Below are 25,576 nucleotides of genomic sequence, written 5' to 3' on the forward strand. Positions count from 1 at the left end.
TTGAAGGAGTCAAACAAGTTGACATCATTTCTTTCCCTATTTACTCATGAAAATATCACATCATTTTTTGAGAGCTACAAGGCCTTTGGACCGATTGTGGCCATATTGCTCCCCTTAATAGAAGCATTTCTTCCGTTTTTACCACTCGTTGCGTTTGCTGTAGCGAATGCAAATGCATTCGGCCTTTGGGAAGGCTTTTTATTGACCTGGATTGGTGCAAGTGCAGGGTCTATTCTTGTCTTTTTGCTGATCAGAAAATTTGGACAGATGAGAATGCTCAACTTTATCAGCAGGCATCCTTCCATTAAAAAATTGATGCTTTGGGTGGAGAAGCGGGGATTTGGTCCGTTATTTATTTTACTTTGCTTTCCTTTCACGCCCTCTGCTGCCGTCAATGTTGTAGCGGGTTTATCAAGAATTAGCTTTTGGCAATTTTCATTAGCTGCTTTATCTGGCAAGTGTGTCATGCTCTTTATCATTAGTTTTATTGGCTATGATCTTTCTGCTTTAGTTAAGAATCCGTTAAGAAGTGTTTTTGCGGTTCTAGTTATCGCGTTATTATGGTATGTTGGAAAGAGAGTAGAAAATAGGTTGAACATTCGAATGAGCAAGCGTGAGGACAAAGGAGGCTCTTAATGAAAAAGAAGCCATTGCTATGGTTGATGATTATTATAGGCATCGTCTTATTGTTCCAAGTAAAGAATTTCATGTTTGTCACGTATAAAGTAGAAGGGATTAGTATGGACCCAACTTTTACAGATGGAACAGAATTATTAATCAATAAGTTCTCACCAAAACTCACGAAAATTAGCCGGTTTGATTATGTGTTATTTCACGGACCTAAAAATCAAATTTTGATCAAACGGGTCATTGGACTCCCAGGAGAAACGATCAAGTATGAAGATGATCAGTTATTTGTCGATGGTGAAAAAAAGAAGGAACCTTATTTAAAAGAGCAGAAAAAACATAAAATGGGGAATGTCCTGACAGGAGATTTTCAGCTGAAAGCCATCACAGGAGACGATAAAATCAAAAACAATCATTACTTTGTGGTTGGAGATAACCGAATACATAGCTTTGATAGCCGGCATTTTGGCACCATTTCAAAGGATCAAGTCGTCGGTGTCAAAAGGAATACCAGCGAATAAAAAAGGCGCTCTGCATATGCAAAGCGTCTCTTTTTTATTTCGCAGCTTTATAATCCGGCTGCCTTTTTGCCCAGACATGATGTAAGAACCGGAAAAACGGTGGCAGCATTGCAATGACGAGAATAATTCTGACGACTTGTACAGCGACAACAAAGGTGGAATCCTCATGAAGTGTGACTGCTGTTGTCGCCATTTCTGCAATACCGCCAGGCGAAAAGGCAAGAATGGCTGTAATGACAGAAATACCTGTGATTTCTGCAATGGCAATTGAACTGAGAACAGTCGCAGCAATTAGCCCGGCTGAGCTGACGACAGCCACAATGAGAGTGTTTTTTAGCCCGACAAACATCTGTTTATTCATTTTTGAACCGATGGTTGCACCTAGAAATACTTGAGACGCAATGTTCGCTTGTGCCGGCCAATAAGGAATTAAATCATGACCTATGAATGCGCCCGCACCAACTTGAAGAGCTGCGACGCCTAGCATGCTGCCGATCAGCCAAGGGGCAGGAAAATGAAGCCGAACCGCTAGGCGTGACATGAGCCACGCCCCTAAAATGAGCGCAGCGGTCCAAGAGATATTTGACAGGGTGAAAACGCCCGAAGAAAAGGCGCTCCCTTGCGTAGCTACAGCCGTATCCGCTTGGTTTTTTGTATTTAAATAAAACACTGTAAATGGGATAGTGAGTACAACCATTAATACACGTATCGTTTGCACGAGACTCACAACAGCTGTATTTGCTCCCACCTCTTGGGCAATCCCCGGCATAGCGGATAATCCGCCGGGGGCAGTTCCGACAAAGCTTGTCAGCATATCTGTTTTGCTCAGCTTCCATAAGACAAAGCCTGAGAGCATCGCCAGTAGAATAGAAAAGACGAGCATGAAACTCACAGGGAGCCAATTTTCAGCGAAAATGTGAAGAACTTTCATGTTCATTTTCTGTCCGAGTTCGATTCCGAGAATGAATTGACCAAGGAGCAGCCATCTGCTGTGAATACGTAAGGTGCTAGTTCCTTTACGCTGAAACAGGGTGGGGCGGCGCATAGCAATAAAAGCTGCGGTGATTAATGTACCCACCATCCAGCCAATAGACATTCCTGTTAAAGACAAAAGAAATCCACCTAAACCGCTTATCGCAATCAGAATGAGATCGGTTCGAAGGCTGTTTCCTTGTTTCATCACATGTAAACCTTCTTCCTATATGTTTGTTCAGTAAGTGAAATGTTGTTATCTTCACTATAATACAAAAGTCTCTATAAATAAAATACGAATTTTTTCACCATTTTCATAAGTTTATCTTATCACTAAATGGTTAGTAAATTTTTATAATGAAATATGTAATTTTTACCAAAATCAAAGTCGATATACAACGATTTTCCCCTATTTATCTTATCAGTTGACTATCATTTTCAATTACACTACAATGCTTAGTGTGGGGTGATAACATGAAAATTCCTTCTTTTAAATATAATGAAAAGGGATTGAATCGTTTTTTTGGTCCTTTAGAGGGAAGAATTATGGAGATCCTTTATCAAGGTGAGGATATGCCGATTAAAGAGGTGCAGCAGAAGCTGTCAGATGAAAAACCGATTAATTTCAACACGGTGATGACTGTGCTGAACCGCTTAACCGAAAAAGGAATTGTGGAGAAAAAAACAAAAGGGCGCTCATCTATTTATAATCCCATTTTAACAAAAGAAGAATTTCTAAATGAGCAAACAAAATGGATTACACAAGGATTGATGGACGATTTCGGTCCACTGGCAGTGAATCATATGGTGGATGCGATTGAAAGTGCTGATCCTGAATTACTCAAAGTACTAGAAGCAAGGCTAGCATCTAAAAAAGAGGAGCAGCAAAATGAATAAAATGAAGTCGAGTCTGCTGTTTTTAGGCGGTATATTGATTGGTTTAGCCATTTTTTATCAGATGGGGTATTACGTGCTTTCAAGCTTTTTTGGCTGGAATCAAGCATATAACCTGATCCATGTATGCCAGTCTGTGCTCGAATTCTATGGATTCACTCCTTTAAAATACTTTCTGGATGCCTTAGTCCTCTACACATTGGGTTTTGCGATTTTCTATATGGCAAAGCAAATCAGAAAGTACATTCAATTCAAACGACATATGATGTTGGCAGTCGAACAACAGTCAACCGAATCTCTGTCAGAGAAATATCAAAACGACATCATTGTGTTTCACTGTCAAGAACCGCTTGCCTTTGCAATGGGGATGCTTCACCCAAAGGTTTATTTATCAACAGCTCTCATGGATATGCTGGATGAAGAGGAGAGTGACGCTGTGGTTCATCATGAATTGCATCACAAATACAGCTATGATCCCTTAAAAGCTTTCATGTTCTCAATGCTCACAAAAGTCATTTGGTACATTCCAGTGTTAAAGCATATGAGACAAAGCTACTCTGTTTTTCGTGAAGTGATTGCAGATGACTATGCCATTCGGCAGACAGGTACTGAGCTTGGAGTAGGGCAGGCCCTTTTGAAACTGATTAAATCGAGAACCCAGTTTCAAAAACAAACAAAGTTTGCGGTGTCCTTTGGAGATCGGGCATTGAATTTAAGAATACAAAAAATCTTAAATCCAACATACAATATTCCTTTTAATGTACCAATTATTCCAATTGTCACATCAGCCATTCTGATGGTGGTCTTAATGATTATGCTTAACCTCGATTATTAATTTTTTTTACTTATTAACATTACATTATGTAGTGTAAAAACAGGAGGAAATCACTATATGAAAACGAATCAAGAAATAGGAACACTTTTTGTACGCGTTATTTTAGGTATTATTTTCTTTTTACATGGGCTTCAGGCATATCAAGGAGGGCTGGGAGACACAGCAGCATTCTTTGGACAAATCGGTATACCTGAATTTATGGCCTATATTGTCAAGACAATTGAGCTGGTCGGTGGTATCGCCTTGATTTTAGGTCTAGGGACACGTATTTTCGCAGCATTATTTGTACCAATTATGGCTGTAGCGATTATCACTGTTGGTTTTTCTAGAGGATTTGTTGGCGGTTATGAATTTGAACTTTCCCTGCTCGTCATGGCGCTTTATTTAACTCTTAGCGGCAGTAAGCTGCTGTCAATTGATGGGGTACTCAAGCATCAGCAGCAAAGCAATGAAGCAAAATTTCATTAAAAGATCATGAAAAAACTCCTTTTGCTATTAATGGCAGAGGAGTTTTTTTAATGGTCAAATTCTCATTTTCTCGTTTGAAAATGTGGAAGAGATGTGAGTATTTGCTACATTTAGCACTTTCTTTACCATATTGAATGAACGAAAAATCGATTTCATTTTTTGACGGAACATACGATCTCCTATTAAAATAGGACTATCTAAGACATATGGTGCGTTAAAAGGTATAAAAACCATACAGCATGCTGCTGTTCATCTTGAGCGATACGTTTCATTAGCTCTTTTGTTCCTTGATCCCGTACATAGTCTGATACGCTTAAGTAAAAATCGACCGTTTTTTGTTCATCTTTAAAGGCAAACATAAGTCCTTCTCTGAATTGTTCTGGACAAGGTTCTGTTACGCTTGGTTTGTGGTTTTTACCTGTTAAAGAATAATATAGCTTTGAAAATAGTTGATAGTGTCTGACTTCATCCTGGCGTATTTCTTGAATGACCTTTTTCGCCTCAGGATTTTTTGCTTTTTGGGCAAGTTTTTCGTAGCATTGGATCGCAGAATATTCACCATTGATCGCCTTCTCAAGGTCTGAAATGATCCTTGTGTTTTGGCGCATGTCATATGGCGAGTAGTCATAGTAACCGTAATACATGATATTGCCAGCCTCCTTTTTGTTCATGATGGTTTATGATATGAAAAGAGTGAGGAAAGGTGCCTATGTTATGTCAATCAGATAGGAGAATGGGAACGTGATAGGAAAATAGCTATTTACCTTTATTTTCGCTAGAATATGAGTACATAAGAAAGGTGTTGTGGAACGTGGAGATTCAGTTTTTAGCAGGCAGGTCGGGGAGTGGAAAAACGACTGCAATCTTAGAGGAAATCAAAGAACAGCTTCGGCTTGATCCGTTGGGTCCGCCAATCATTTTTTTAGTCCCGGATCAAATGACATTTTTAATGGAATATGAGCTTGCAAAAACGTCTGAAGCTGGCGGAATGATCAGAGCCAAAGTATTTAGTTTCACTCGTCTTGCTTGGTCTATTTTACAGCAGACTGGCGGAGCGAACAGGCAATTTGTGACAAGCACAGGAATTCAAATGCTTTTAAGAAAAGTGATTGAAGAGCAGAAAGACAAGTTTAAGGTATTTAAAAAGGCGAGTGATAAGCCAGGGTTTGTGGAGCAAATAGAAAAGACGATGGCTGAATTTAAAAGATACTGTATGCTGCCGGAGGATATTGAGAAAATTTCAGCGTCCAGCATGCATTCAGAGTATACAGAAGAAAGACGGGCAGCCGAAAAATTGCATGATCTGCATGTTCTTTATCAGCAGATGGAGCAGCATTTACAAGATGAATATGTGCACTCAGAAGACTATTTGACACTTCTCACGCAGCAAATCCCTTCATCTGAAGAAATAAAGGGAGCACACATTTATATAGATGGTTTTTATCAATTTACACCGCAGCAGCTTCTTGTCATTGAACAGCTCCTGCTGCATGCAGCAAAAATAACTGCTGCTTTCACAGTGGATCGCTCCTATCATGATAGGCAGCCAAATGAGCTTGATTTATTCCGTATGACAGGTAAAACGTATTTCCAGCTCTATCAGCTTGCTAGAGAGTGCGGAGCTGACATTTCCGAGAACGTTTTGGAAAGAAATAAACGGCACCTTTATACACCTGATCTTGCTTATTTAGAACACCAATATGAGCAGCGGCCAGTGCAGCCATATCAGGAAAACACCCCTCATCTCACAGTGTCTAAAAGTGCAAATAAACGAGCTGAAGTTGAGGGAGTAGCGAGAGATATCCTTGATTTAGTAAGAGAAAAAGGATTCAGACTGAGAGATATCTCGATTGTTGCACGGCATGTAGACGACTATAACGATACGTTAAAAGAGGTTTTTCGAGATTACGATATACCTTTTTTTATTGATGGAAATGAATCGATGCAGTATCATCCGCTCATTGAATTGATTCGTTCGAGCTTGGATGTCATAAAAGGAAACTGGCGGTATGAAGCGGTATTTCGCTGCGTGAAAACAGAGTTCTTATTTCCGCTTGAACTCGCTAAGAACAAAGCGAGAGAGCAGGCAGATCAGCTCGAAAACTATTGTATTGCTTATGGTGTAAAAGGAGAACGCTGGACAAACGGTTCCCGGTTTCATTACAGGCGCTTTCAATCATTAGATGAGGATTTTGGACAAACAGATCAAGAAATTGAAATGGAGCAAATGCTAAATGACGTTAAAGAATGGATCGTGCCCCCGCTTGACCAGTTGCAAAAAAGGCTCAAAAAAGCGCAAAAGGTAAGAGACATGGTAGAGGCTGTCTATGTCTTTTTAGAAGAGATACAAGTACCAGATAAGCTTGAAAAAGCGAGGCTTGAGGCTGAAGAAGCAGGTAGATTAGCTGAAGCAATGCAGCACGGGCAAGTATGGGATGCGGTTATTCAATTAATGGATGAATTTGTTGAAATGCTAGGTGAAGAAGAGCTCTCATTTCCTTTATTTCAACAGATGATGGATACAGGATTAGCTTCTTTAAAATTTGCTTTGATTCCGCCTTCACTCGACCAAGTATTTATTGGAAGTATGGATTTATCGAGAATGTATCAAGTGAAGTGTACGTTTATCATTGGTGTAAATGATGGCGTTATTCCTGCACGCCCCTCTGATGAGAGTGTATTGTCTGAGGATGACCGTGAATGGTTAAAACGAGCAGGAGCAGAGCTGGCAGAGACAGGAAAGGAACGGCTGCTAGATGAGCAATTTTTAATTTACCAAGCGTTATCGAGTCCATCCCGTCATTTGTATCTATCCTATTCGGCTTCTGATGCAGAAGGACGTTCTCTTTTGCCTTCGACACTCATCAAGTATTGCCAAGAGCTTATGCCAAATTATCAGCAGGCTCTTTATGTGTTAGATCCAGAACAGCTGGATGACGAGGAGCAATTAAAATTTGTAGCGAATGAGCATGTTTCGTTATCGTATACCGTCTCACAGCTGCAGCAATGGCTTAATCAATATCCCATTAGTGGTGTATGGTGGGGTGTCTATAATTACTTAATGACTTCTCCTAATCGGGATGTATCAAAAAACATCATGTCAAGTTTGTTTTTTACAAATCGAGCGAAGCCATTAAAGCCTAATGTCACAAAAGAGCTTTACGGTGATCATATTCAGGGCAGTGTTTCAAGAATGGAGAAATTCAATGCGTGTGCATTTTCTCACTTTGCTTCCCATGGGTTAAAACTAAAGGATCGACAATTTTATAAATTGGAAGCACCCGATATCGGTCAGTTGTTTCACTCGGCTTTGAAGCATATTTCAGATACGCTAGTTGAACAAAAAAAGGATTGGAAAAACCTAACGAAAGAAGATTGTGTCACCTATTCAAGACATGCAATCGAACAGCTTGCTCCGCGTCTTCAAAAGGAAATTCTATTAAGCTCTAATCGGCATGCTTATATTAAAGAAAAGCTCCAGAAAATCTTAATTCGAGTCTCTTCTATATTAAGTGAACATGCCAAAGTGAGTGGATTTTCTCCAGTAGGGCTTGAGTTAGGTTTTGGGGGGCAAGGGCCATTGCCGCCGTTTACTTTTCAATTAAAGAATGGCTGCACGATGGAGCTTGTCGGAAGAATTGACCGGGTAGATAAAGCAGAAGGTTCAAAAGGGCTGCTCTTGAGAATAGTCGACTACAAATCCAGTGAGAAAGGTCTTGACCTAGCAGAAGTATACTATGGGCTGGCCTTGCAAATGCTCACTTACTTAGACCTGACCATTACGTATTCGAAAGAGTGGCTCGGGGTTGAAGCGACGCCCGCTGGCATTTTATATTTCCATATCCATGATCCTCTCATTCAAGCACCTATTCCGCTTGCAGAGGATGAAATTGAGCAGGAAATATTCAAGAAATTTAAAATGAAGGGTTTATTGCTTGAAGATGTAGAAGCAGTAAAGCTAATGGATCAAACGCTTGATTCAGGTAAATCACAAGTCATTCAAGCCGGCTTGAAAAAAGATGGGTCTTTCCGTTCTGATTCTGCAGTTTTAAGTGAAGAGCATTTCCATATACTCACACAACACGTTCGGCGCACGTTTGAAGAGGCAGGCGAAAGAATTACAAATGGAGAGGTCGCAATTAATCCGTATAAATTAAAGGATCAAACACCTTGCCGCTTTTGTTCATTCAAGTCTATATGCCAATTCGATGAATCGATAGAAGATAATGATTTTAGGGTGCTTACCTCTGAGAAAGATGATGTTGTGATAGACCGGATCAAAAAAGAAGGGGATCAGTATGCAAATACCAAAACCGAATAACAGTACGTGGACGGATGACCAATGGGAAGCCATCGTTTCAGAAGGACAAGATATCCTTGTTGCGGCGGCGGCAGGGTCAGGTAAAACAGCTGTTTTGGTGGAACGGCTGATTCGAAAAATGATCCGGCCTGAACATCCAGTTGATGTGGATCGTCTGCTCGTTGTGACTTTTACAAATGCCTCTGCGGCAGAGATGAAGCATCGGATCACTGAAGCACTTGAAAAAGAATTAGCCAAAAATCCTGGATCACTTCATATGAGAAGGCAGCTGTCACTCATGAATCGTGCCAATATTTCTACCTTGCACTCCTTTTGCTTGCAGGTTCTGCGCACCTTTTACTATGAAATTGATCTTGATCCAGGCTTTCGTTTGGCCGATCAAACAGAAGGAGAATTATTAGGAGATGAAGTGTTAGATGAATTGTTTGAGGATGAATATAAGGCTGGAAAGCCATCATTCTTTGAACTGGTTGATCGTTACACTTCAGACCGCCATGACTTAGATTTGCAATGGCTCGTGAAGAGAATTTATGAGTTTTCCAGATCTCACCCTTCTCCGGAGCAATGGATGCGGGCATTCCTTTCTCTTTATGATGTAGATGCTCAAACAAAAGTAGAAGAATTACCATTTTACCCATATATCAAAGAAGATCTTTCTCTCGTTCTGCGGAGCTGCCAGGAGCTGCTTGAACGAGCTCTTTCGCTCTCAAAAGAGCCGGGCGGCCCAGCTCCGAGAGCAGAGAATTTTATAGATGATTTAGAGCAAGTCAATGAATTAATCCGTCATCAAGATGATTTTGCGAAGCTTTACGAGCTTTTGCCGAACGTCAATTTTAAAAGGCTCAAAACGTGCAAAGGGGACGAATATGACCCTGTTTTGTTAGAAAAGGCCACAGATGCACGTAATCAAGCAAAAAAACAACTAGAAAAGCTAAAAGATGAATACTTTATGCGCAGTCCTGCCCAGCATTTAAAAAGCTTAGCTGAAATGAAGCCAGTTGTGGAGACGCTTGTAGAGCTTGTGATCCAATTTGGAGAGCGTTTCGAAAGAGCGAAGCAGGAAAAGTCAATCGTCGACTTTTCGGATTTAGAGCACTATTGCTTACGCATTTTAGCGGAGCAGGATGCAGAAGGACATTTGATCGAAACAGAAGCTGCTAAGTACTATCAACAGCAGTTTGAAGAAGTGCTCGTTGATGAATACCAGGATACAAACCTTGTACAAGAAACGATTTTAAAGCTTGTGTCTAAAGGGGAACATTCTGAGGAGGGCAATCTGTTTATGGTTGGTGATGTAAAGCAGTCCATTTATCGTTTTAGACTGGCTGAGCCCATGCTCTTTTTAAACAAATATAAACACTTTCAACCAGACGGCAAAGAAACAGGGAAGAGAATTGATTTAAATAAAAACTTCCGAAGCCGTTCAGATGTGTTAGACAGTACGAACTTTTTGTTCAAGCAGCTGATGGGTGAAACAGTTGGAGAAATTGAATATGATGAGCAAGCTGAATTAAAGCTTGGAGCGAGTTATCCAGAAAGCAAAGATACAACGACAGAAATGCTCCTTGTTCATTTAGATCAACAGGAAGCAGAAAGCGACGAAGAGCGAGAAGAACTAGAGACCGTACAACTTGAAGCGAGAATCATTGCTAAAAAAATAAGAGAATTGGTGGAGCAGCCATTTCAAGTGTACGATGCAAAACAGCAAATGACCCGTAACTTACAATATCGGGACATTGTCATTTTGCTTCGGTCTATGCCGTGGGCTCCGCAAATGATGGAGGAATTAAAGAAGCAGGGAATCCCTGTATATGCGAATCTTTCCTCTGGTTATTTTGAAGCAACAGAGGTGTCTGTCATTCTTTCTTTGTTAAAAGTCATCGATAATCCGTATCAGGATATTCCGCTTGCAGCTGTTTTAAGATCACCTATTGTTCATTTAGACGAAAATGAAATGGCACTTATTCGAACGAGTGATAAAAAAGGCACTTATTATGATGCTGTAAAGGCATTCATGAGCGTGACGCATTCTGATCACCCTACATGCAAAAAACTAGAGCGATTTTTCCAATTGCTGCGTAAGTGGCGTGATTTCTCCATCAATCATTCGGTGGCAGAATTAATTTGGGAAGTCTACCGAGATACGCAGTATCTAGATTATGTTGGCGGGATGCCTGGAGGTAAGCAGCGGCAGGCGAATCTTCGTGCTCTTTATGATCGAGCCAAGCAATATGAAAAAGCTGCCTTTAGAGGGCTGTTTCGATTCCTTCGTTTTATTGAAAGAATGCAGGAGCGTGGAGATGATCTTGGTGCGGCAAAAACGTTCAGTGAAACAGAGGACGTTGTTCGCATGATGACGATCCACAGCAGTAAAGGATTAGAATTTCCAGTCGTCTTTACCGCAGGACTCGGCAGAAACTTTAATATGATGGACTTAAATCAGTCCTACTTACTTGATAAAGAGCTAGGCTTTGGAAGCAAGTATATCCATCCTGAGCTGAGAATTAGTTATGCGACATTACCGCTTGTGGCGATGAAAAAAAAGATGAGAAAAGAGTTATTATCTGAAGAGCTGAGGGTCCTATATGTGGCGCTCACAAGGGCTAAGGAAAAATTATTTCTGGTCGGCTCTGTCAAAAATCAGGTGAAAGCATTAAGCAAATGGCAAAATGCCGTGACTGGAGAAGAGTGGCTGCTCCCTGATTTTGAACGTTATCAATCGAAAACATACTTAGATTTTATTGGTCCTGCCCTCATCCGTCATCAAGCGATGTCATCTATTTTAGAAGAAACAGGCGATGTTGTTCTTTCGCATCCGTCCACATTCACTATCTCATTTACGCAAGCTTCTGATCTTTTAAAGGAAGATATGTCACTTGAAAAGAAGCAGCAAGACGAGGTAGTACAAGCATTGATGGATGGTCTGGCTGTTGAAGGCTATGGTGATGCTGATGAGAAGGTGGCAGAGAGACTCTCATGGAAATATCCATATCTAGCGGCCTCGCAAGTCGGCACAAAGCAGTCTGTTTCCGAGATAAAAAGGATGAAAGAAATACAGGATGAGTACAGTGTTCCTTCTTCTATTCGAAAAGCTCGTGCAACATTGTATGACCGGCCGGCTTTCATGAAGAAAAAAGCACTCACTGCCGCAGAACAAGGCACCGCAATGCATACAGTCATGCAGCATATCCCGCTTCCTTCTGAGGAACCCTATGATGAATCACGTATAGGGCACCTGCTCGAATCCTTACAGCAGCGAGATTTGCTAACAGGTGAGCAAGTCCAGTCAATTGATCAAGAAGGAATTGCTGCTTTCTTCTCTACTTCAATTGGTCAAAAACTGCTAAAAGCGGACTGGGTGAAACGAGAGGTATCATTTAGCATGGTGTTACCTGTTAAAGAGGTATACAGTCATATTGATACTGAGGGAGAGCCTGTTCTGATTCAAGGAATGATTGACTGTTTATTTGAAACAGATGGAAAGCTATATTTACTAGATTATAAAACAGATAGAGTGCAAGGCAGATATACAGGTGGACTTGACGCTGCTGAACCTATCTTGAAAAAGCGTTATGAAACTCAAATAGCGTTATATGCAAAAGCTGTAGAGCGTTTGACAAACAGAACATTAGAGGAGAAAATTCTCTATTTCTTCGATGGGAATTTAGAAATCTCTTTATAAATGTATCGGAATGAGAGGTGAATCACATGAAGATTCTGCATACAGCGGATTGGCATTTAGGGAAAACCCTTGAAGGTCGAAGCCGGCTTGATGAGCAAGCACAGTTTTTAGATGAACTGTATCAAATCGTAAAAGACGAACACATTGATGTTATTGTGATGGCCGGTGATGCCTTTGATACAGTGAATCCGCCTGCTAGAGCAGAGCAGCTTTTTTATGAAAGTCTATCTGCCTTATCTGATAAAGGAAAACGGCAGGTAGTGGTCATCTCAGGCAACCACGATAATCCGGATCGCTTATCAGCCGCATCTCCTTTAACAAATGATCAAGGGATTCATTTAATTGGATATCCGACAAATGACATCATCCGTGTCGATGTTCCTTCTGCGAGTGAACGTTTATCCATTGCAGCACTCGCTTATCCGTCTGAGGCGAGACTAAATGAGGTGCTAGCTGAAACATTTGAAGAAAAATTGCTTCGTGATCATTACAATTTAAAAATTCAGCAAGCATTTCAACATTTAAGTACTCAATTTCAAACGGATACGGTCAACATTGCAACAAGCCATATTTATGTGGCAGGAGGAAGTCAAACAGACTCAGAAAGACCGATTGAAGTAGGCGGCGCCTATACCGTTGCGGCTGAAAGTCTGCCAGAATCCGCTTGCTATGTTGCCCTTGGTCATTTGCACCGCCCGCAAACGATCAAACGTGCCAAAACGATTGCCCGGTATTCTGGATCACCTCTTGCTTATAGTTTTTCTGAATCAGGCTATGCCAAATCAGTCACAATTGTAGAGGCAAAACCTAATGAAAAAGCAAGCTGGAAAGAAGTGTTTCTATCAAGCGGAAAACCACTTGTGAAATGGAAGGCGACGGAGGGACTGAGTCAAGTGCATGAGTGGCTGGATGAAAAACGTGATCTTCAGGCGTGGATTGATTTAGAGATTCATTTAACAGACCAGCTCTCTATTGAAGAGATTCATCAGCTTCGAAAGCAGCATAGTGGGTTTGTTCACATTCGACCAAAGTTCAAAGAACTACAGCAAATAGAAGAGCAAAAGCAAGTGGAAAAGCTCTCGATCGAAGAGCGGTTCGTGAAGTTTTATGAGCGCCAGACAGGCGGCGGTCTGCCTGATGAAAAAACCGTCAAACTGTTTTTAGAGCTAGCCAATGAAATGCAAGAGGAGGAAGCGACTTGAAGCCGATTACGCTGACCATTAAAGGACTTCATAGCTTCAGAGAAGAACAAACAATTGACTTTAGCTCATTATGTGATGCAGGTGTGTTTGGCATATTTGGACCGACAGGAAGTGGAAAGTCGTCCATATTAGACGCCATGACCTTGGCACTCTACGGGAAAGTGGAACGTGCGTTAAATAATACACATGGTATTTTGAACCAAGCGGAAGAAAAGCTGTCGGTTTCCTTTACATTTGCTTTACAAAAGGAACACCATATTTCTTATAAAGTTGAGCGTGCCTTCAAACGAGCTGATGAAATGAAAGTCAGAACGACATTGTGCCGCTTGATTGAAATCGGTGACACGCAGACAGTTCTCGCAGATAAAGCGAGTGAGGTCAATCGTAAAGTAGAAGAATTACTCGGATTAACCATTGATGATTTTACGCGAGCGGTTGTCTTACCTCAAGGGAAATTTGCAGAATTTCTCTCCCTAAAAGGGACAGACAGGCGTCAAATGCTTCAGCGGTTGTTTAACTTGGAAAAGTATGGGGATCAGCTCGTCAAGCGTTTGCGTGCGAAGGCTCAGAATCAATATGGGCAAAAAAACGAACTGCTGGCTGAATTGAATGGTTTAGGAGAAGCCGGCCCAGAGGCGCTGGCAAAAGCAAAGGAAGCGGCTGAGCAGGCAAAAGCCATTTTTCATGAGAAAAAACAAGCTCGGGACGAAGCGTTTACTGCTTTTACAAATGCGCAAGCGATCTGGCAATATCAAAAGGAACAAGATGCTTATGAGACTGAACAAAACAAACTGAATCTAATGTTACCATCAATGGAAGAGAAAAAGGCTAAGCTCAATATCGCAGAGCAGGCAGAGACACTAAAGCCCTATGCGGATGCATTAACAAAGGCTGAAAAACAGCTTTCTCAAGCATCAAAGGAGAAGCGGGAAGCAGAAAAGCAGCTGCTGCATCAACGAACGATCTATGATCAAATGACGCAGGAGTATGAGCAAGCCCGGCAAAAGAAAAAAGAGACTGAGCCAGAACTTCTCCAAAAGAAAGAGCAGCTGATTCATCTAAAGGAAATTGAACGAAAAAAAGAGGCAGCTCTTCAGGGGAAAGCAGGAATAGAACAGCAAAAAAATGAAAGAACGCAGCAATTCATACAAAAGAAAAAAGAAGCGGACAATCTTCAATCTTTATTAGAGCGTGCACTAGCGAAACAAACACAGCTGAAGCATGAGCTGGAGCAGTTACATGTTTCAATAAAAGAACGGAAAAGTGTACAGGATGCTTTACGTTTAAGTGAAAATGTTGAAAGAATAAACCTCAGCATTCAAAAAGAAAAGAAAAAGCTTGAGGAGCTCAAAAAGCGAGCCTCACAGACTTCAGAAGCATATGAAAAGCTTCAAAAACAGCAAAACGACCATCATGAAAAAATAGACCAATCGTTTCAAGCAATTGAACACCTCTATTTTTATGTATGTGAACTCGAACGAGCTCTGACAGAATGGAGTAAAAAAGAACAACATCAGAAGCTTGAAAGATTAAAACAGCGTGATGCGGTAAGGGCGGCTGAATTAAGAAAAGAATTAGCGGCAGAGCTAGTAGATGGTGAGCCATGTCCGGTTTGTGGATCAATTCATCATGATCCAAAGGCTTTGGAATCCAATGACCATGAAGAAACCGTGGCACAAGTCGATGAAGTCATTCAACGGATGGACAAAGAGCTCAAGCAGGCAGAGGAGTATGCGAGAGACATGTATGCCGCAAAGCAGCTCCTCGAAACGAATGCCAATCAATTAGTGAAACAATTCGCTTTCTTATCTCAGAAAGCCCCGGGGACGGAAGTAGCTGCAGCAGTAGAAACCGTACAAAATCCGCCTTTGCAGGTTCTGATGCAAGAATGGAAAGGCATAAAGCAGGATATTCAAGAAGTTGAACGTAAACGAGCTCGTTTAATGGATGAAACGCAAACTCAAGCAGCAGAGATGAGCAAGGTGAAAGAGCAAATGGCTTTTGAACAGCAGCGCATCGAAGAATTAGAGGTGCTGATCAAAGAGCTTCAATCTGAGCTTTCAGAGCAAACGACTCAATTTGAACAAGCCTTCCCGCATTTTACATTGAACCAAGTACAAGAGCTGCAAAAGCAAATCGATGAAAAGGATCAACAAGCGGAAGGCTATAAAGAACGTATTGAGAAAAGTATTTCGTTTTTGGATGAAAAACAGCTAGCAAAGGAGCAGTTACAGACAGCGATATACAATGTCGAAAAAGAACTTGATAAACTAGCGCATCAGTTAGAAAGTCAGCAGCAGCTTATCCATCAATATGAAACAGATTTAGGCCGATACCCATTAAAAGCTGCCTCTATTTCTGATGAACTGATTGAGGTTGAACACGCCCTTTCTCTTCTTAATGAAAAAGAACAGCAATCGTACAAGCAGCTGCAGCACGTGCAGCAGTTGTTTAGTGAGGCGCAAAGCCATTTTTCAAGCAGTGAGCGTCAGCTTCAAGAAGCGAACCGGCGAAAACAAGAAGCAGAAGCAGCATGGGAAAAAGAAACAGAATCCTCTCCTTTTCATATGCCGCAGGAAATTGAGTCTGCTTCAATGGAACAGACAGTACGTCAATCGGTCAAACAGGAAATTGAGGAATTTGAGGATAAAAGAAAGCAATGTGCCGCAAACTTAAAGCGAATTTCTGAATTACTGAAAGAAGAGTCACTGGATGAAAAGCAGTGGACTGACATTCAGCACAGAAAAGATGCAGCTGAAAAAGCATTGGAAGAAGCGACAGCAATGAGTGGGTCCGCACATGAACACCTGCGTGTGATTGAAGAAAATCATCAGCGCTTTGCAAGTATTCACGAACGCTTGGAAGCACTGCAGCAAGAAATTGATCGCCTCGATAAACTACAAACCGTTTTTAAAGGGAATACGTTTGTTGAATTTTTAGCAGAGGAACAGCTTGAAAGTGTCAGTCGTGATGCATCCGCCCGCTTAGGTATGTTGACGAGACAAAGATATGCGATTGAGGTCGACTCAGAAGGCGGCTTTGTTATGCGTGATGATGCAAATGGCGGTGTCAGGCGTCCTGTGTCCAGCTTGTCCGGCGGGGAAACCTTCTTGACATCGCTGGCGCTTGCCCTTGCTCTTTCTGCACAAATTCAGCTGAGAGGTGAATTCCCGCTGCAATTCTTTTTCCTTGATGAAGGATTTGGAACGCTCGATCAAGACTTGCTCGATACGGTCATTACCGCATTAGAGAAGCTGCAGTCTCACAATTTAGCAGTTGGTGTTATCAGCCACGTGGAAGAATTGAAAATGAGACTGCCGAAGAAACTGATTGTCCATCCAGCAGATCCAAGCGGGAAAGGGACAACGGTCTCAATGGAGTTAATGTAAATGTTGAGGTGATGACAGGGTGGCAAAGCAAACCATTGGATTATGTGAGCTGTGCGGAAGACAAAATGTCCTGCTCACAGAACACCACTTAACACCAAGAGAAGAAGGTGGGGTTTTTTTACCGACTGCCTTCCTGTGTATCCCCTGCCATAAACAAGTGCATGCCCTCTTTACAAACCAGGAGCTTGCCGCACGCTTGAACACACTTGATGCACTAAGGCAGGATGAAAAGCTTGCTTCGTACATCAAATGGATTCGGAAACAGCCGGCAAGCAAACTGGTTAAAACAAAAAAATCGAGACAACGCAGAAAAAAATAAGCATAAAAAGCGCTCCTCTAAATGAAATGACTGTAGAGGAGCTGCTTTATGCATTGCCTACCATATTCTGATCATTTAAGTCAGGATCCACATAGTTGGTGGCGCTAATGCCATTATTTAATATCAAGAAATCTCCGGTATTTCCCGCTCCAGAGCCTAAAGCAGATTTTGACGAACTTTTAGGCGACAGGTAGAATGAGTCACCGACGTTTACGACGCCTCCAGAAATAGAGTTAATGTAAATGGGCCCGACAATTGCTGGCATAATCGACATCCTTTATTCGAAGTCATATCACCATCATATGCGTAGGTAGGTCCATTTGTGAGTTTGGCGGACTTTCGTCGTTGCTAAATAACTCTCGAATATGCTTCACTCTTGCAACGCCATTCATTCCACACGTAGAGCCAATTTGAAACACAGAGGAGGAAGACACCCCTTCTACATGTATTGAAGACACTTTAATCACAGGCTTTTCATGGTAAAATGCTGTTCTGACGGATCGTTCCGGCAGCATCAATGGAATAGGCTCATAATACACTTCAAATTCCTTCGCATTTAAGTTTTCTGCTTCATTGCCATAAAACAAACTAACGGTTCGTTGAACAGCTAACACCTTGACCTTCGGGCATAGCTCCTGCGTATCACCAATTTGAACAACACTTGAAATCCCGACAGAATTCACCTTCGTGAACTTCACTTGAGATGTGCGCTTTATCATTATCCAGGTGCCAGAGGAACAAACGGGCCAATGATAAGAGATTCTGGCGGTGTATCAAAAATGGAGGATAATTGTACATGATCTGTGTCCCCGATGATAAATAGGGAAGAGGACGAAACCCCAACTACTTTAATGCTTCCGGTCTCGATGTTTCGGTTGACGACTGTGAAATTCATCCGTTTTCCTCTCCTTTCGTTTCATTTGGAATATGGGCTAAGAAGTGCTCAATCGCTCGTTTGACATCATGCTTCACATATTCAGCAATTTGCTCTGAACGCTGCAGCGGGGTCATATCTTCCTGGTGCGGGAGCTGTCCTGCATAGTATTTGATTCTGCTGTCAATTTGCTTGCGAATGTCCTCAATGATGTGGTGCTTGTTGCTTTCATCAAGAGACCCTTCATATCGCTGCTCCAGCTCTTCAAGAAGTTCTGGCGCTTCTTCATTTAAGAATGCGTCGACAAGCTGGCGTGTTTGATTGAAAAATTGATCAGCCATTTCTTGCTGCATCATTCCAATACCCGGGGTTGTTGTTTGGCCCACTTCAAAGTTTTGAACACTGTTTGGATCAGATGGATTGAGGCCGATGTTCAGCGTGCCTTCAAGCCGCTCGATTTTCAGTTGATCAAATTGATAATCAATCCGTTCAATCGTCGTTGTCGGTTTATCTTTGATCATTTGCATTTCCTGCTGAAGCTCGTTAAGCCTTTTTTCAAGCATCATGATTTGTTGTGTTTGCTTTTGAATGATGCCGTACACCTGTGAAGCGTTGCTTTGATAATCGTACATTGACATACACCTCCGGGGATTGCAGATGAACTTAAGTTGTTGGTGACTGAAGCGGTACAAAAGGTGCTGTGCTTGCGCCTTGGGATTCTTCAATTCCTTGTGTGCCTGCTGCGGCAGGTGCTGCTTCTACGTAGCTGCCCGTGTTATACAGGTTGGAAAGAGCTTTAATTGAACCAGCGCTCCCAATTTGCAGTACAGAGGAGTTACTAACAGACTCTACACGCAAATAATTAATTTGTATCGCTTGATTAATATAGAAGTTCAATGGATTCTCACTCCTTACAAGTTACCAACAAGCGGTTGATCAATGACATCACTGTCGTACGTATTTGTCACACTTTTATAGTTGCTAATGCGCAATTGATCACCAGTGTTAAAACTGCCTGCACCAGCAAACGTTTTAACCTGACTATTTGGAGAAATGGTGATGCAGTCTCCAACATGAACGACTCCGCTCGTTCCGACGGCATTTACTTTAAAGGCTCCAACAATAGCCGGCATAGCGGTGCACATCCTTTATAAAAATAAGGCACTTTGTTTTTGGGCGTTTCACCATAGCTTATGATGGGTCTTTTAATGTGTGATTGTCTTTTTGAAAGCTTTTGATGAGAGGAATTAGGTATATGGTTTACCCTTTTTTAGAGCATTCATTCGAGGTGTATTTGATGCCTTTATTTAAGAGTGTATCAAGCTCTTGACTGCACCTGATGGTTTCTTCGGCATTCATCCCGAATTTTTTTGCGGTCTCAATTAAATGTAATCTTTTTTGTTCAATTTCATAATTGATCATAACGGACGCCAACTCTCACATTTTTTATATAATAGAAGGATATGGTTAGTATACCCTATTTTTCTATAAAAAAAGCTGTTTCGTCAATATGAGTAATAAAGTGACAAAATTCGAAAGCTTCCTTACGTGTCATATGTCTCTTTTCTTATTTCAGCCTGTAAATAACGTCGTCTTTTGTTGATATACTGCCGGATGATCTCTCGTTCTGATTGTAGGATGTCTTTTCGATCTCTCGTATAAGGATCATCTTCAATTCGGTTCTCGATAGAGGCATGCCATTTTTCGATGATTGGACAAAGCCGGTCTTCTAAAAAATGTGTATTGAGTACATGCTGAAAAAGCGTGTAATAGGCTCTCTTAAATGAAGGAATATCTAGTAACCTAGCAGTTAAAGTATTAAAGCCGTTTACTGGAATATAATCAAATGCCATTTCTTCTCCATGAATGTCACGGCCCCATGTCGCATCATAGTCCCAAGGAAGTACTTGAAATTTTCCTTGTTCATTCACATAAAGAGCGTAGTTATGGACAAAGCCGTCAAAGTTTTGTGTGCACACGACACCAATGAGCCAGCGGAAATACTGTGTTACATCTAGGTATTGCTCAATTTTTTCTGCAAATATGTCATCTTTCGCTGTGTTGAGAAAGTAAATAAATTCACTCAGCTGCTGGTCATGTTGAGAAGTCCCCATTTTTTTCTCGTACCCGAGGAGAAGGTGTTTTTTTGGCTTTTTATCAAACGAACTCAAAAGGGAGAAGTTGGCATCGTCATCGACTGCATAATAAATGCCGCCTCCTGAAAGCTGCCTTTTCTGAAAAAAGTGCTCATCGACGGATTCTATTTTTAAATAAATGCCTTCTTTTCTTCCGTTTATAGTGAGAAACACATGAGACGCAGCAGGGCTTAGCACCCCTATCTGCTCGAAGAAATAAAAGGACAGCCTGTTTCGGATAAACGAAGGGTCATTGTACTCTGCATTTAAATGAAAGATAGATTCGCCTTGTCTTTGCTTTGGCTTACGATATTCCATTTGATAGGACTTTTTTTTCAGCTTTCTAATGTGAGACCCGCGGTATGAAGCATAAATATGTGATTTGATCTGTCCGGTTTTCAAAATGGCCTCAACAGGTTCGTCGTTCCATATGTCTTTTCTTAATTCAATCAGGTCCTTTGGATGAATCCAAATATCCATTTGCTTTAAAGGTTCTGTGGTCATGCGTTCATCCTCCTCCTATGCTCTTCTTTACGATATGAAAATGAAGGAATGTCCTGTACCCATTTGTTAGGTATTCATGGAGTTTTAAAAGAAAGGGGCATCCGCCAAGAACACTTGTCTACCAAGTCTCGTAACATAAAGCAGAGAAGATAAACAGCTTGATCTGTTTGTTTTGTCAAAGTATAGACTGGGAGGGGAATCGTTCGTGAGCACATTTGATCATTCACATATTGAACATGCAGTGGATTCACTTCGAAGTGAAGGACGTGATCATCACTTAGATCGTGAACCAGAATCGAGACGGTCGCACAAGTCAGCACGTTCTCGCCATTCAAATCGCCGTCATTGGTTCTTTGGTGGAGGCGGATGCCGTAAATCACACCGCAGTAAAAAAAGCTATAAGAGCTATCGTTCGAAAAAAAGCCGCTGTTCAAAGAAAAGCGTGAAAAGTGAGAAACCATGCAAAAGTAAAAAGTCGTGCAAAAGCAAGAAATCTTGCAGAAGTAAAAAGAGTGAACCGAAAAAATCATGCCGCAGCAAACACAGATCCCATCATAAGAAAAGCTGCCGCAAGTCACATCGCAGCCATCGATCTAAAAAATCTCATCACCATAAACGCAGCCGCTCTTGCAAAAGATGTGGAAAGAAAAAGCATCATTACCGCAGCAGAGGAAATGTTGATCGCAAATGGGATCAAGGGAACATGTGGGAGTATCGCCGCTACCGCTAAACATCAGGTCATCATTTTTGAAACCCTTTTTAAAAGAGAGTATGATAAAAAAGGGTTTTTTTTATTTCATAGAGAAATAAAATGAGACATCATCACTTAGCGAAATGAAGATTGTGAGGGGAAGACATGAAGTTTTTTACAGGTGAGATACATAGCAGGATGTTTATTGGGGTAGTCATTGATGATGAATGGGTCATGGACGTCAAAAAGGCAGAAGCCAAATTATTCGAGCTTGAGACACTGCCAAACTCTTTAGTTGAATGTATCAATATGGGGGACAAGTTTGTTGAGCATGTCAAACAGCTCCTTGACTGGGCTGAGAAAAAAGAAGAAGACCGCGGTTCTTATGTATATCCGTTTTCGGACGTGAAACTCCATGCGCCGATTCCAAAGCCAGCTAAAAACATCATGTGTGTTGGAAAGAATTATCAAGATCATGTCATGGAGATGGGAAGTGCAGCGGATATTCCTAAAGATGTGATGATCTTTACAAAGGCACCTACTTCAGTCGTTGGACATGAAGCGGATATTCTCCTTCATGAAGATGTGACCAGTGAACTGGATTATGAAGGGGAGCTTGCGATCGTGATGGGCAAATCAGGGAAGAATATTGCACCTGAAGAGGTCCGCGATTATCTATTCGGTTACACCATTTTAAATGACGTAACGGCAAGAGATTTGCAAAAAAAACACAAACAATTTTTCATAGGTAAAAGCTTAGATACAACCTGCCCGATAGGACCTTATATTGTGCATAAGTCAGTGGTCGAGGATCATGGTGCGCTCCATTTGGAAACAAAGGTAAACGGAGAGATTCGCCAGTCTGCAAGTACAGAATTAATGATTTTCTCCATCGAGAACATTGTGTCTACTCTTTCAAAAGGGATGACACTAGAAGCTGGTGACATCATTGCAACAGGAACACCTTCTGGGGTTGGCAAAGGCTTTGAACCGCCTAAGTTCTTAGCTTCAGGGGATCGAATTGACATCACGATTGAACCGATTGGGACGCTATCGAATCGCGTCAAATAAAGTGCGCGATGACACAGGATTGTCGCTTTGTGTTCGACTTATTTCGTGGTACGATGAGAAGGTAATTGTTCTGATAAAGGGGGAAACAACAGATGGGAACGCATTTACATATTACAGCATGGGTGCTAGGAATTATTTTATTCTTCGTGGCCTTTGCTCTAGCAGGTAAAAACGACAAAGGTGCTAAAATTGTGCACATGATTGTCAGACTATTGTACTTGATCATTATCGCCACAGGCGTAGAGCTGTATGTTCGCACAGGAATGAAGATTCCAGGTTTCGGTGGCGAGTATATCGGTAAAATGATTCTCGGTATCCTTGTGATCGGCTTCATGGAAATGGTTCTTGTACGCAAGAAAAAAGGAAAATCGGTCACTGGTGTATTGATTGGTTTTATCGTATTTGCGATTGTGACCATTCTTCTCGGTTTACGTCTGCCGATCGGTTTCCATATCTTTTAATATAAAAAGGACATTGCTTATACGAAGCAGTGTCCTTTTTATATGCCATCAAACTGCGAAATCGACCGGTGACCATCAGAAGTGGTCCATTCAAAACGAATTTGACCTGCGGAGGAGTCGTGGTGACATTGAAGGGCAAGTGATTGTGTATCTGTCGAAAACTGAAAGAAAGAAACTCGCTCAAAAGAATGAAAGGAGGAGAAAACACAATCGTAGACGGAAAAACCAAGCTGCTCTACCTGTGCAATGATTTCATAAAAGACGTTTTCAGGGACGAACATCAATAGGTCAAGCCATCCTTTCGCAAGTGATGCCGTATATTGAATCACTTCACCGCCTTGTACGTCTAACAGCTGCCCATTTTCATGGAGTATCATGGACCCGATCAGTTCCCCTTTTGTCCACCTGCCATTTTCCTTCAAACAGATCATCGTGCTTTGAAGACTTTCTGGCAGCATGACTTCTCCTTCTTCATCTTCAATAAGGCAATGCCCGTTTTCAATTAGTAAATACCCGTTACACCATCTTCGGGTGCAGCGTTCAAGCTGCTTCATTCGTTTTTCCATTTGCAAAAGCTCCTTTCCTCTTTCTTTTCTTACCAAATCATCCTTGTCCTATACGCCCGAGATAAAAGGACAAATCAACTATCAAGGAGACGATGCATAAACTAAGAAAGGCTGAATGAGAACACTTGAGGAAAAACGGATGGGAGCTGATGATGATGTGTGGAATAACAGGCTGGGCAGACTTTAAAAAGCAGCTCATCCAACAGGATCATGTAATCAATCAAATGACAGATACATTATCTAAAAGAGGGCCAGACGATACAAATACGTGGAAAAGTGAGCACGTTCTATTTGGGCATAAAAGGTTAGCGGTTGTAGATGTAGAAGGCGGAAAGCAGCCGATGACATATACACATCAAAACCATGCTTATACCGTTGTATACAATGGAGAACTCTATAACACTGAGGATATAAGAAAAGAATTGTTAAAAAGGGGCCACCGCTTTCTTGGGCATTCTGATACAGAGGTACTTCTTCACGCCTACACAGAATGGAAGGAAGAGTGTGTGACCCATTTTAATGGTATTTTTGCATTTGTGATCTGGGATAGTGAGCGTGAATTATTATTTGCAGGGAGAGACCGGCTTGGCGTCAAGCCATTTTTCTATACAGAACGTCATCATTCCTTTTTATTTGGTTCGGAAATCAAAGCGCTTCTTGCTCACCCTGATATGAAAGCAAAAGTCGATCATGAGGGATTATCGGAAATCTTTGGTTTAGGACCGTCTAGAACACCAGGGCAAGGAGTGTTTAAAGGGGTAAAAGAGCTAAGACCTGCACATGCCTTGACCTTTTCAAAAGACGGACTGCGTGTGTGGAGATACTGGAATGTCAAAAGCAAGGCGCATACGGACTCACTTGATGACACCGCACAGCACGTCAAGCATCTCTTTACAGATGCCGTCACAAGGCAGCTCGTCTCTGATGTGCCTGTTTGTACATTTTTATCGGGTGGTGTCGATTCGAGTGCCATTACCGCCATCGCCGCTAAGCACTTTGAGAAAATAGGGAAAGCACCGCTTCATACGTATTCTGTTGACTACGAAGGAAATGATCAATTCTTTGAAGCAAGTCAATTCCAGCCGAATGCTGACGGCCCATGGATTGACCGCATGACCAAGGCGTTTCAAACGAATCATCACAGCTGCGTCATTGGACAAAAGGAGCTGGCTGCTTATTTGAAGGAAGCGGTTGAGGTCCGAGACTTACCGGGTATGGCAGATATTGATTCTTCCTTGCTTTGGTTCTGCCGAGAAATTAAAAAGGACTTTGTTGTCGGTTTGTCAGGTGAATGTGCGGATGAAATCTTTGGAGGCTATCCTTGGTTCCATATGGCAAATGAAACGAATGGTTTTCCTTGGATGAGATCGACGGAAGCCAGAACGCAGCTTTTGCAAGACTCGTGGCAAAAGAAGCTGTCACTTAAGGAATATGCACAAAGCAAATATGAAGAAACCGTGGCTGAAACGCCTCTTTTAGATGGAGAAACTGGAGTGGATAAAGCCCGGAGAGAACTATTTTACTTAAATATGATCTGGTTTATGACAACATTGCTTGATCGAAAAGACCGAATGAGTATGGGGGCAAGTCTTGAGGTACGTGTGCCATTTGCAGACCATAGGCTTGTTGAATATGTGTGGAATATTCCTTGGGAAATGAAAATGCATGGAAATCGTGAAAAAGGGGTTTTACGAAAAGCATTAGAGGGAATTTTACCGAATGAAGTGCTTTATCGCAAGAAGAGTCCTTACCCGAAAACACATCATCCAGCCTATACCCAGGCTGTGAAAGAGATGTTAACAGATTGCCTTGCGCAAAAAGATTCTGTACTTCACGAATTTCTAGATCCACATCAATTAAAGCAGCTGATTGAAACGGAAGGGGCTTCCTTTCAAGTGCCTTGGTATGGCCAGCTTATGAAGGGCCCGCAGTTAATCGCTCATCTGGCGCAGATTCATCATTGGTTTGAAACGTATCGAATTGATATAGAAGCGTAATAAAGGGTCGGCTTTCTTACATTTGTTGAAGGGAAGCCGGCTTTTTT

The 25,576-nt window shown here is 41.6% G+C and carries 25 protein-coding genes; 14 read left to right on the top strand and 11 right to left on the bottom strand.

All coding sequences use genetic code 11. The annotated features are described in order from the left end of the window. The first annotated feature begins 18 nt into the window (after positions 1–18). Both C6W21_RS00845 and lepB read left to right on the top strand, forming a co-directional pair. Positions 19–636 (top strand): TVP38/TMEM64 family protein, encoded by a 618-nt coding sequence (locus C6W21_RS00845; protein WP_034663493.1) that lies wholly within the window; start codon positions 19–21, stop codon positions 634–636. Then, complete coding sequence (gene lepB, locus C6W21_RS00850; RefSeq protein ID WP_106048944.1) at positions 636–1,148, top strand: signal peptidase I; 513 nt, start codon at positions 636–638, stop codon at positions 1,146–1,148. Before C6W21_RS00845 ends, lepB begins: the two co-directional genes overlap by 1 nt. A gap of 34 nt (positions 1,149–1,182) precedes the next feature. On the opposite strand, the gene C6W21_RS00855 is transcribed toward lepB, so the two are convergent. After that, on the bottom strand, positions 1,183–2,328 hold the full coding sequence (locus C6W21_RS00855; RefSeq protein WP_106048945.1) for an AbrB family transcriptional regulator: 1,146 nt from the start codon (positions 2,326–2,328) through the stop codon (positions 1,183–1,185). A 266-nt stretch (positions 2,329–2,594) separates the two neighbouring features. Here C6W21_RS00855 and C6W21_RS00860 point away from each other — a divergent pair, with 266 nt between their 5' ends. From C6W21_RS00860 to C6W21_RS00870, 3 genes are read left to right on the top strand one after another with little or no spacing between them, the layout of a single operon-like run. Beyond that, entirely contained in the window at positions 2,595–3,017 is a 423-nt protein-coding gene (locus tag C6W21_RS00860; RefSeq protein ID WP_024425495.1) for a BlaI/MecI/CopY family transcriptional regulator, read from the top strand. Continuing rightward, the gene (locus C6W21_RS00865; protein ID WP_106048946.1) at positions 3,010–3,849 is read left to right on the top strand and encodes a M56 family metallopeptidase; all 840 of its coding nucleotides are present in this window, start codon (positions 3,010–3,012) and stop codon (positions 3,847–3,849) included. The genes C6W21_RS00860 and C6W21_RS00865 overlap by 8 nt, the downstream gene beginning before the upstream one ends. Positions 3,850–3,906: 57 nt before the next feature. Next, complete coding sequence (locus tag C6W21_RS00870; RefSeq protein WP_106048947.1) at positions 3,907–4,317, top strand: DoxX family protein; 411 nt, start codon at positions 3,907–3,909, stop codon at positions 4,315–4,317. Between the two features lie 197 nt (positions 4,318–4,514). Here C6W21_RS00870 and C6W21_RS00875 read toward each other — a convergent pair whose 3' ends face one another. After that, entirely contained in the window at positions 4,515–4,961 is a 447-nt protein-coding gene (locus tag C6W21_RS00875) for a ferritin-like domain-containing protein (protein WP_106048948.1), read from the bottom strand. A gap of 167 nt (positions 4,962–5,128) precedes the next feature. On the opposite strand from C6W21_RS00875, the gene addB reads away from it, so the two are divergent. Genes addB through C6W21_RS00900 form a run of 5 tightly spaced genes read left to right on the top strand, consistent with a single transcriptional unit; the run spans position 5,129 to position 17,230 of the window. Then, on the top strand, positions 5,129–8,638 hold the full coding sequence (addB, locus tag C6W21_RS00880; RefSeq protein ID WP_106048949.1) for a helicase-exonuclease AddAB subunit AddB: 3,510 nt from the start codon (positions 5,129–5,131) through the stop codon (positions 8,636–8,638). After that, positions 8,616–12,320 carry a helicase-exonuclease AddAB subunit AddA gene (gene addA / locus C6W21_RS00885; protein ID WP_106048950.1) on the top strand — a complete coding sequence of 1,235 codons (3,705 nt, stop codon included), beginning with the start codon at positions 8,616–8,618 and terminating at the stop codon, positions 12,318–12,320. The genes addB and addA overlap by 23 nt, the downstream gene beginning before the upstream one ends. A 26-nt stretch (positions 12,321–12,346) precedes the next feature. Continuing rightward, a complete protein-coding gene (gene sbcD, locus C6W21_RS00890) occupies positions 12,347–13,522 on the top strand; it encodes an exonuclease subunit SbcD (protein ID WP_106055876.1) in 1,176 nt (391 codons plus the stop codon). Further along, positions 13,519–16,911 carry an AAA family ATPase gene (locus C6W21_RS00895; RefSeq protein ID WP_106048952.1) on the top strand — a complete coding sequence of 1,131 codons (3,393 nt, stop codon included), beginning with the start codon at positions 13,519–13,521 and terminating at the stop codon, positions 16,909–16,911. The genes sbcD and C6W21_RS00895 overlap by 4 nt, the downstream gene beginning before the upstream one ends. Positions 16,912–16,930: 19 nt before the next feature. Further along, positions 16,931–17,230, top strand: a complete 300-nt coding sequence (locus C6W21_RS00900) for a hypothetical protein (RefSeq protein ID WP_106055877.1) — start codon at positions 16,931–16,933, stop codon at positions 17,228–17,230. 46 nt (positions 17,231–17,276) lie between these two features. Here C6W21_RS00900 and C6W21_RS00905 read toward each other — a convergent pair whose 3' ends face one another. The 8 genes from C6W21_RS00905 to C6W21_RS00940 form a co-directional block, all read right to left on the bottom strand. Then, positions 17,277–17,495: a spore germination protein gene (locus C6W21_RS00905; protein ID WP_003211468.1), complete on the bottom strand. Its 219-nt coding sequence runs from the start codon at positions 17,493–17,495 to the stop codon at positions 17,277–17,279. A gap of 22 nt (positions 17,496–17,517) precedes the next feature. Next, complete coding sequence (locus C6W21_RS00910; RefSeq protein WP_106055878.1) at positions 17,518–17,949, bottom strand: spore germination protein GerPE; 432 nt, start codon at positions 17,947–17,949, stop codon at positions 17,518–17,520. Continuing rightward, the gene (locus tag C6W21_RS00915) at positions 17,949–18,125 is read right to left on the bottom strand and encodes a spore gernimation protein GerPD (RefSeq protein WP_106048954.1); all 177 of its coding nucleotides are present in this window, start codon (positions 18,123–18,125) and stop codon (positions 17,949–17,951) included. Before C6W21_RS00915 ends, C6W21_RS00910 begins: the two co-directional genes overlap by 1 nt. After that, the gene (locus C6W21_RS00920) at positions 18,122–18,736 is read right to left on the bottom strand and encodes a spore germination protein GerPC (RefSeq protein WP_106048955.1); all 615 of its coding nucleotides are present in this window, start codon (positions 18,734–18,736) and stop codon (positions 18,122–18,124) included. The genes C6W21_RS00915 and C6W21_RS00920 overlap by 4 nt, the downstream gene beginning before the upstream one ends. Positions 18,737–18,767: 31 nt before the next feature. Next, positions 18,768–19,001, bottom strand: coding sequence for a spore germination protein GerPB (locus C6W21_RS00925; protein WP_003210877.1), 234 nt, complete (start codon positions 18,999–19,001; stop codon positions 18,768–18,770). A gap of 14 nt (positions 19,002–19,015) precedes the next feature. Then, positions 19,016–19,237, bottom strand: a complete 222-nt coding sequence (locus C6W21_RS00930; protein WP_003211745.1) for a spore germination protein — start codon at positions 19,235–19,237, stop codon at positions 19,016–19,018. A 127-nt stretch (positions 19,238–19,364) separates the two neighbouring features. Then, a complete protein-coding gene (locus C6W21_RS00935; RefSeq protein WP_012009503.1) occupies positions 19,365–19,526 on the bottom strand; it encodes an aspartyl-phosphate phosphatase Spo0E family protein in 162 nt (53 codons plus the stop codon). A 122-nt stretch (positions 19,527–19,648) separates the two neighbouring features. Beyond that, a complete protein-coding gene (locus C6W21_RS00940) occupies positions 19,649–20,743 on the bottom strand; it encodes a CotH kinase family protein (RefSeq protein WP_106048956.1) in 1,095 nt (364 codons plus the stop codon). 205 nt (positions 20,744–20,948) lie between these two features. On the opposite strand from C6W21_RS00940, the gene C6W21_RS00945 reads away from it, so the two are divergent. From C6W21_RS00945 to C6W21_RS00955, 3 genes are all read left to right on the top strand, one after another. Next, positions 20,949–21,473, top strand: coding sequence for a CotG/ExsB N-terminal domain-containing protein (locus C6W21_RS00945; RefSeq protein WP_106048957.1), 525 nt, complete (start codon positions 20,949–20,951; stop codon positions 21,471–21,473). Positions 21,474–21,599: 126 nt separating this feature from the next. After that, a complete protein-coding gene (locus C6W21_RS00950; RefSeq protein ID WP_106048958.1) occupies positions 21,600–22,505 on the top strand; it encodes a fumarylacetoacetate hydrolase family protein in 906 nt (301 codons plus the stop codon). A 92-nt stretch (positions 22,506–22,597) separates the two neighbouring features. After that, complete coding sequence (locus C6W21_RS00955; RefSeq protein ID WP_034663442.1) at positions 22,598–22,966, top strand: YisL family protein; 369 nt, start codon at positions 22,598–22,600, stop codon at positions 22,964–22,966. A gap of 38 nt (positions 22,967–23,004) precedes the next feature. Here C6W21_RS00955 and C6W21_RS00960 read toward each other — a convergent pair whose 3' ends face one another. After that, positions 23,005–23,532 (bottom strand): DUF2777 family protein, encoded by a 528-nt coding sequence (locus C6W21_RS00960; protein ID WP_106048959.1) that lies wholly within the window; start codon positions 23,530–23,532, stop codon positions 23,005–23,007. 155 nt (positions 23,533–23,687) lie between these two features. Between C6W21_RS00960 and asnB the strand changes: the two genes are divergently transcribed. Then, a complete protein-coding gene (asnB, locus tag C6W21_RS00965; protein ID WP_106048960.1) occupies positions 23,688–25,529 on the top strand; it encodes an asparagine synthase (glutamine-hydrolyzing) in 1,842 nt (613 codons plus the stop codon). Positions 25,530–25,576: the final 47 nt, after the last annotated feature.

It is taken from the genome of Bacillus sp. NMCN1 (assembly GCF_002998085.1).
Taxonomy (GTDB): domain Bacteria; phylum Bacillota; class Bacilli; order Bacillales; family Bacillaceae; genus Bacillus.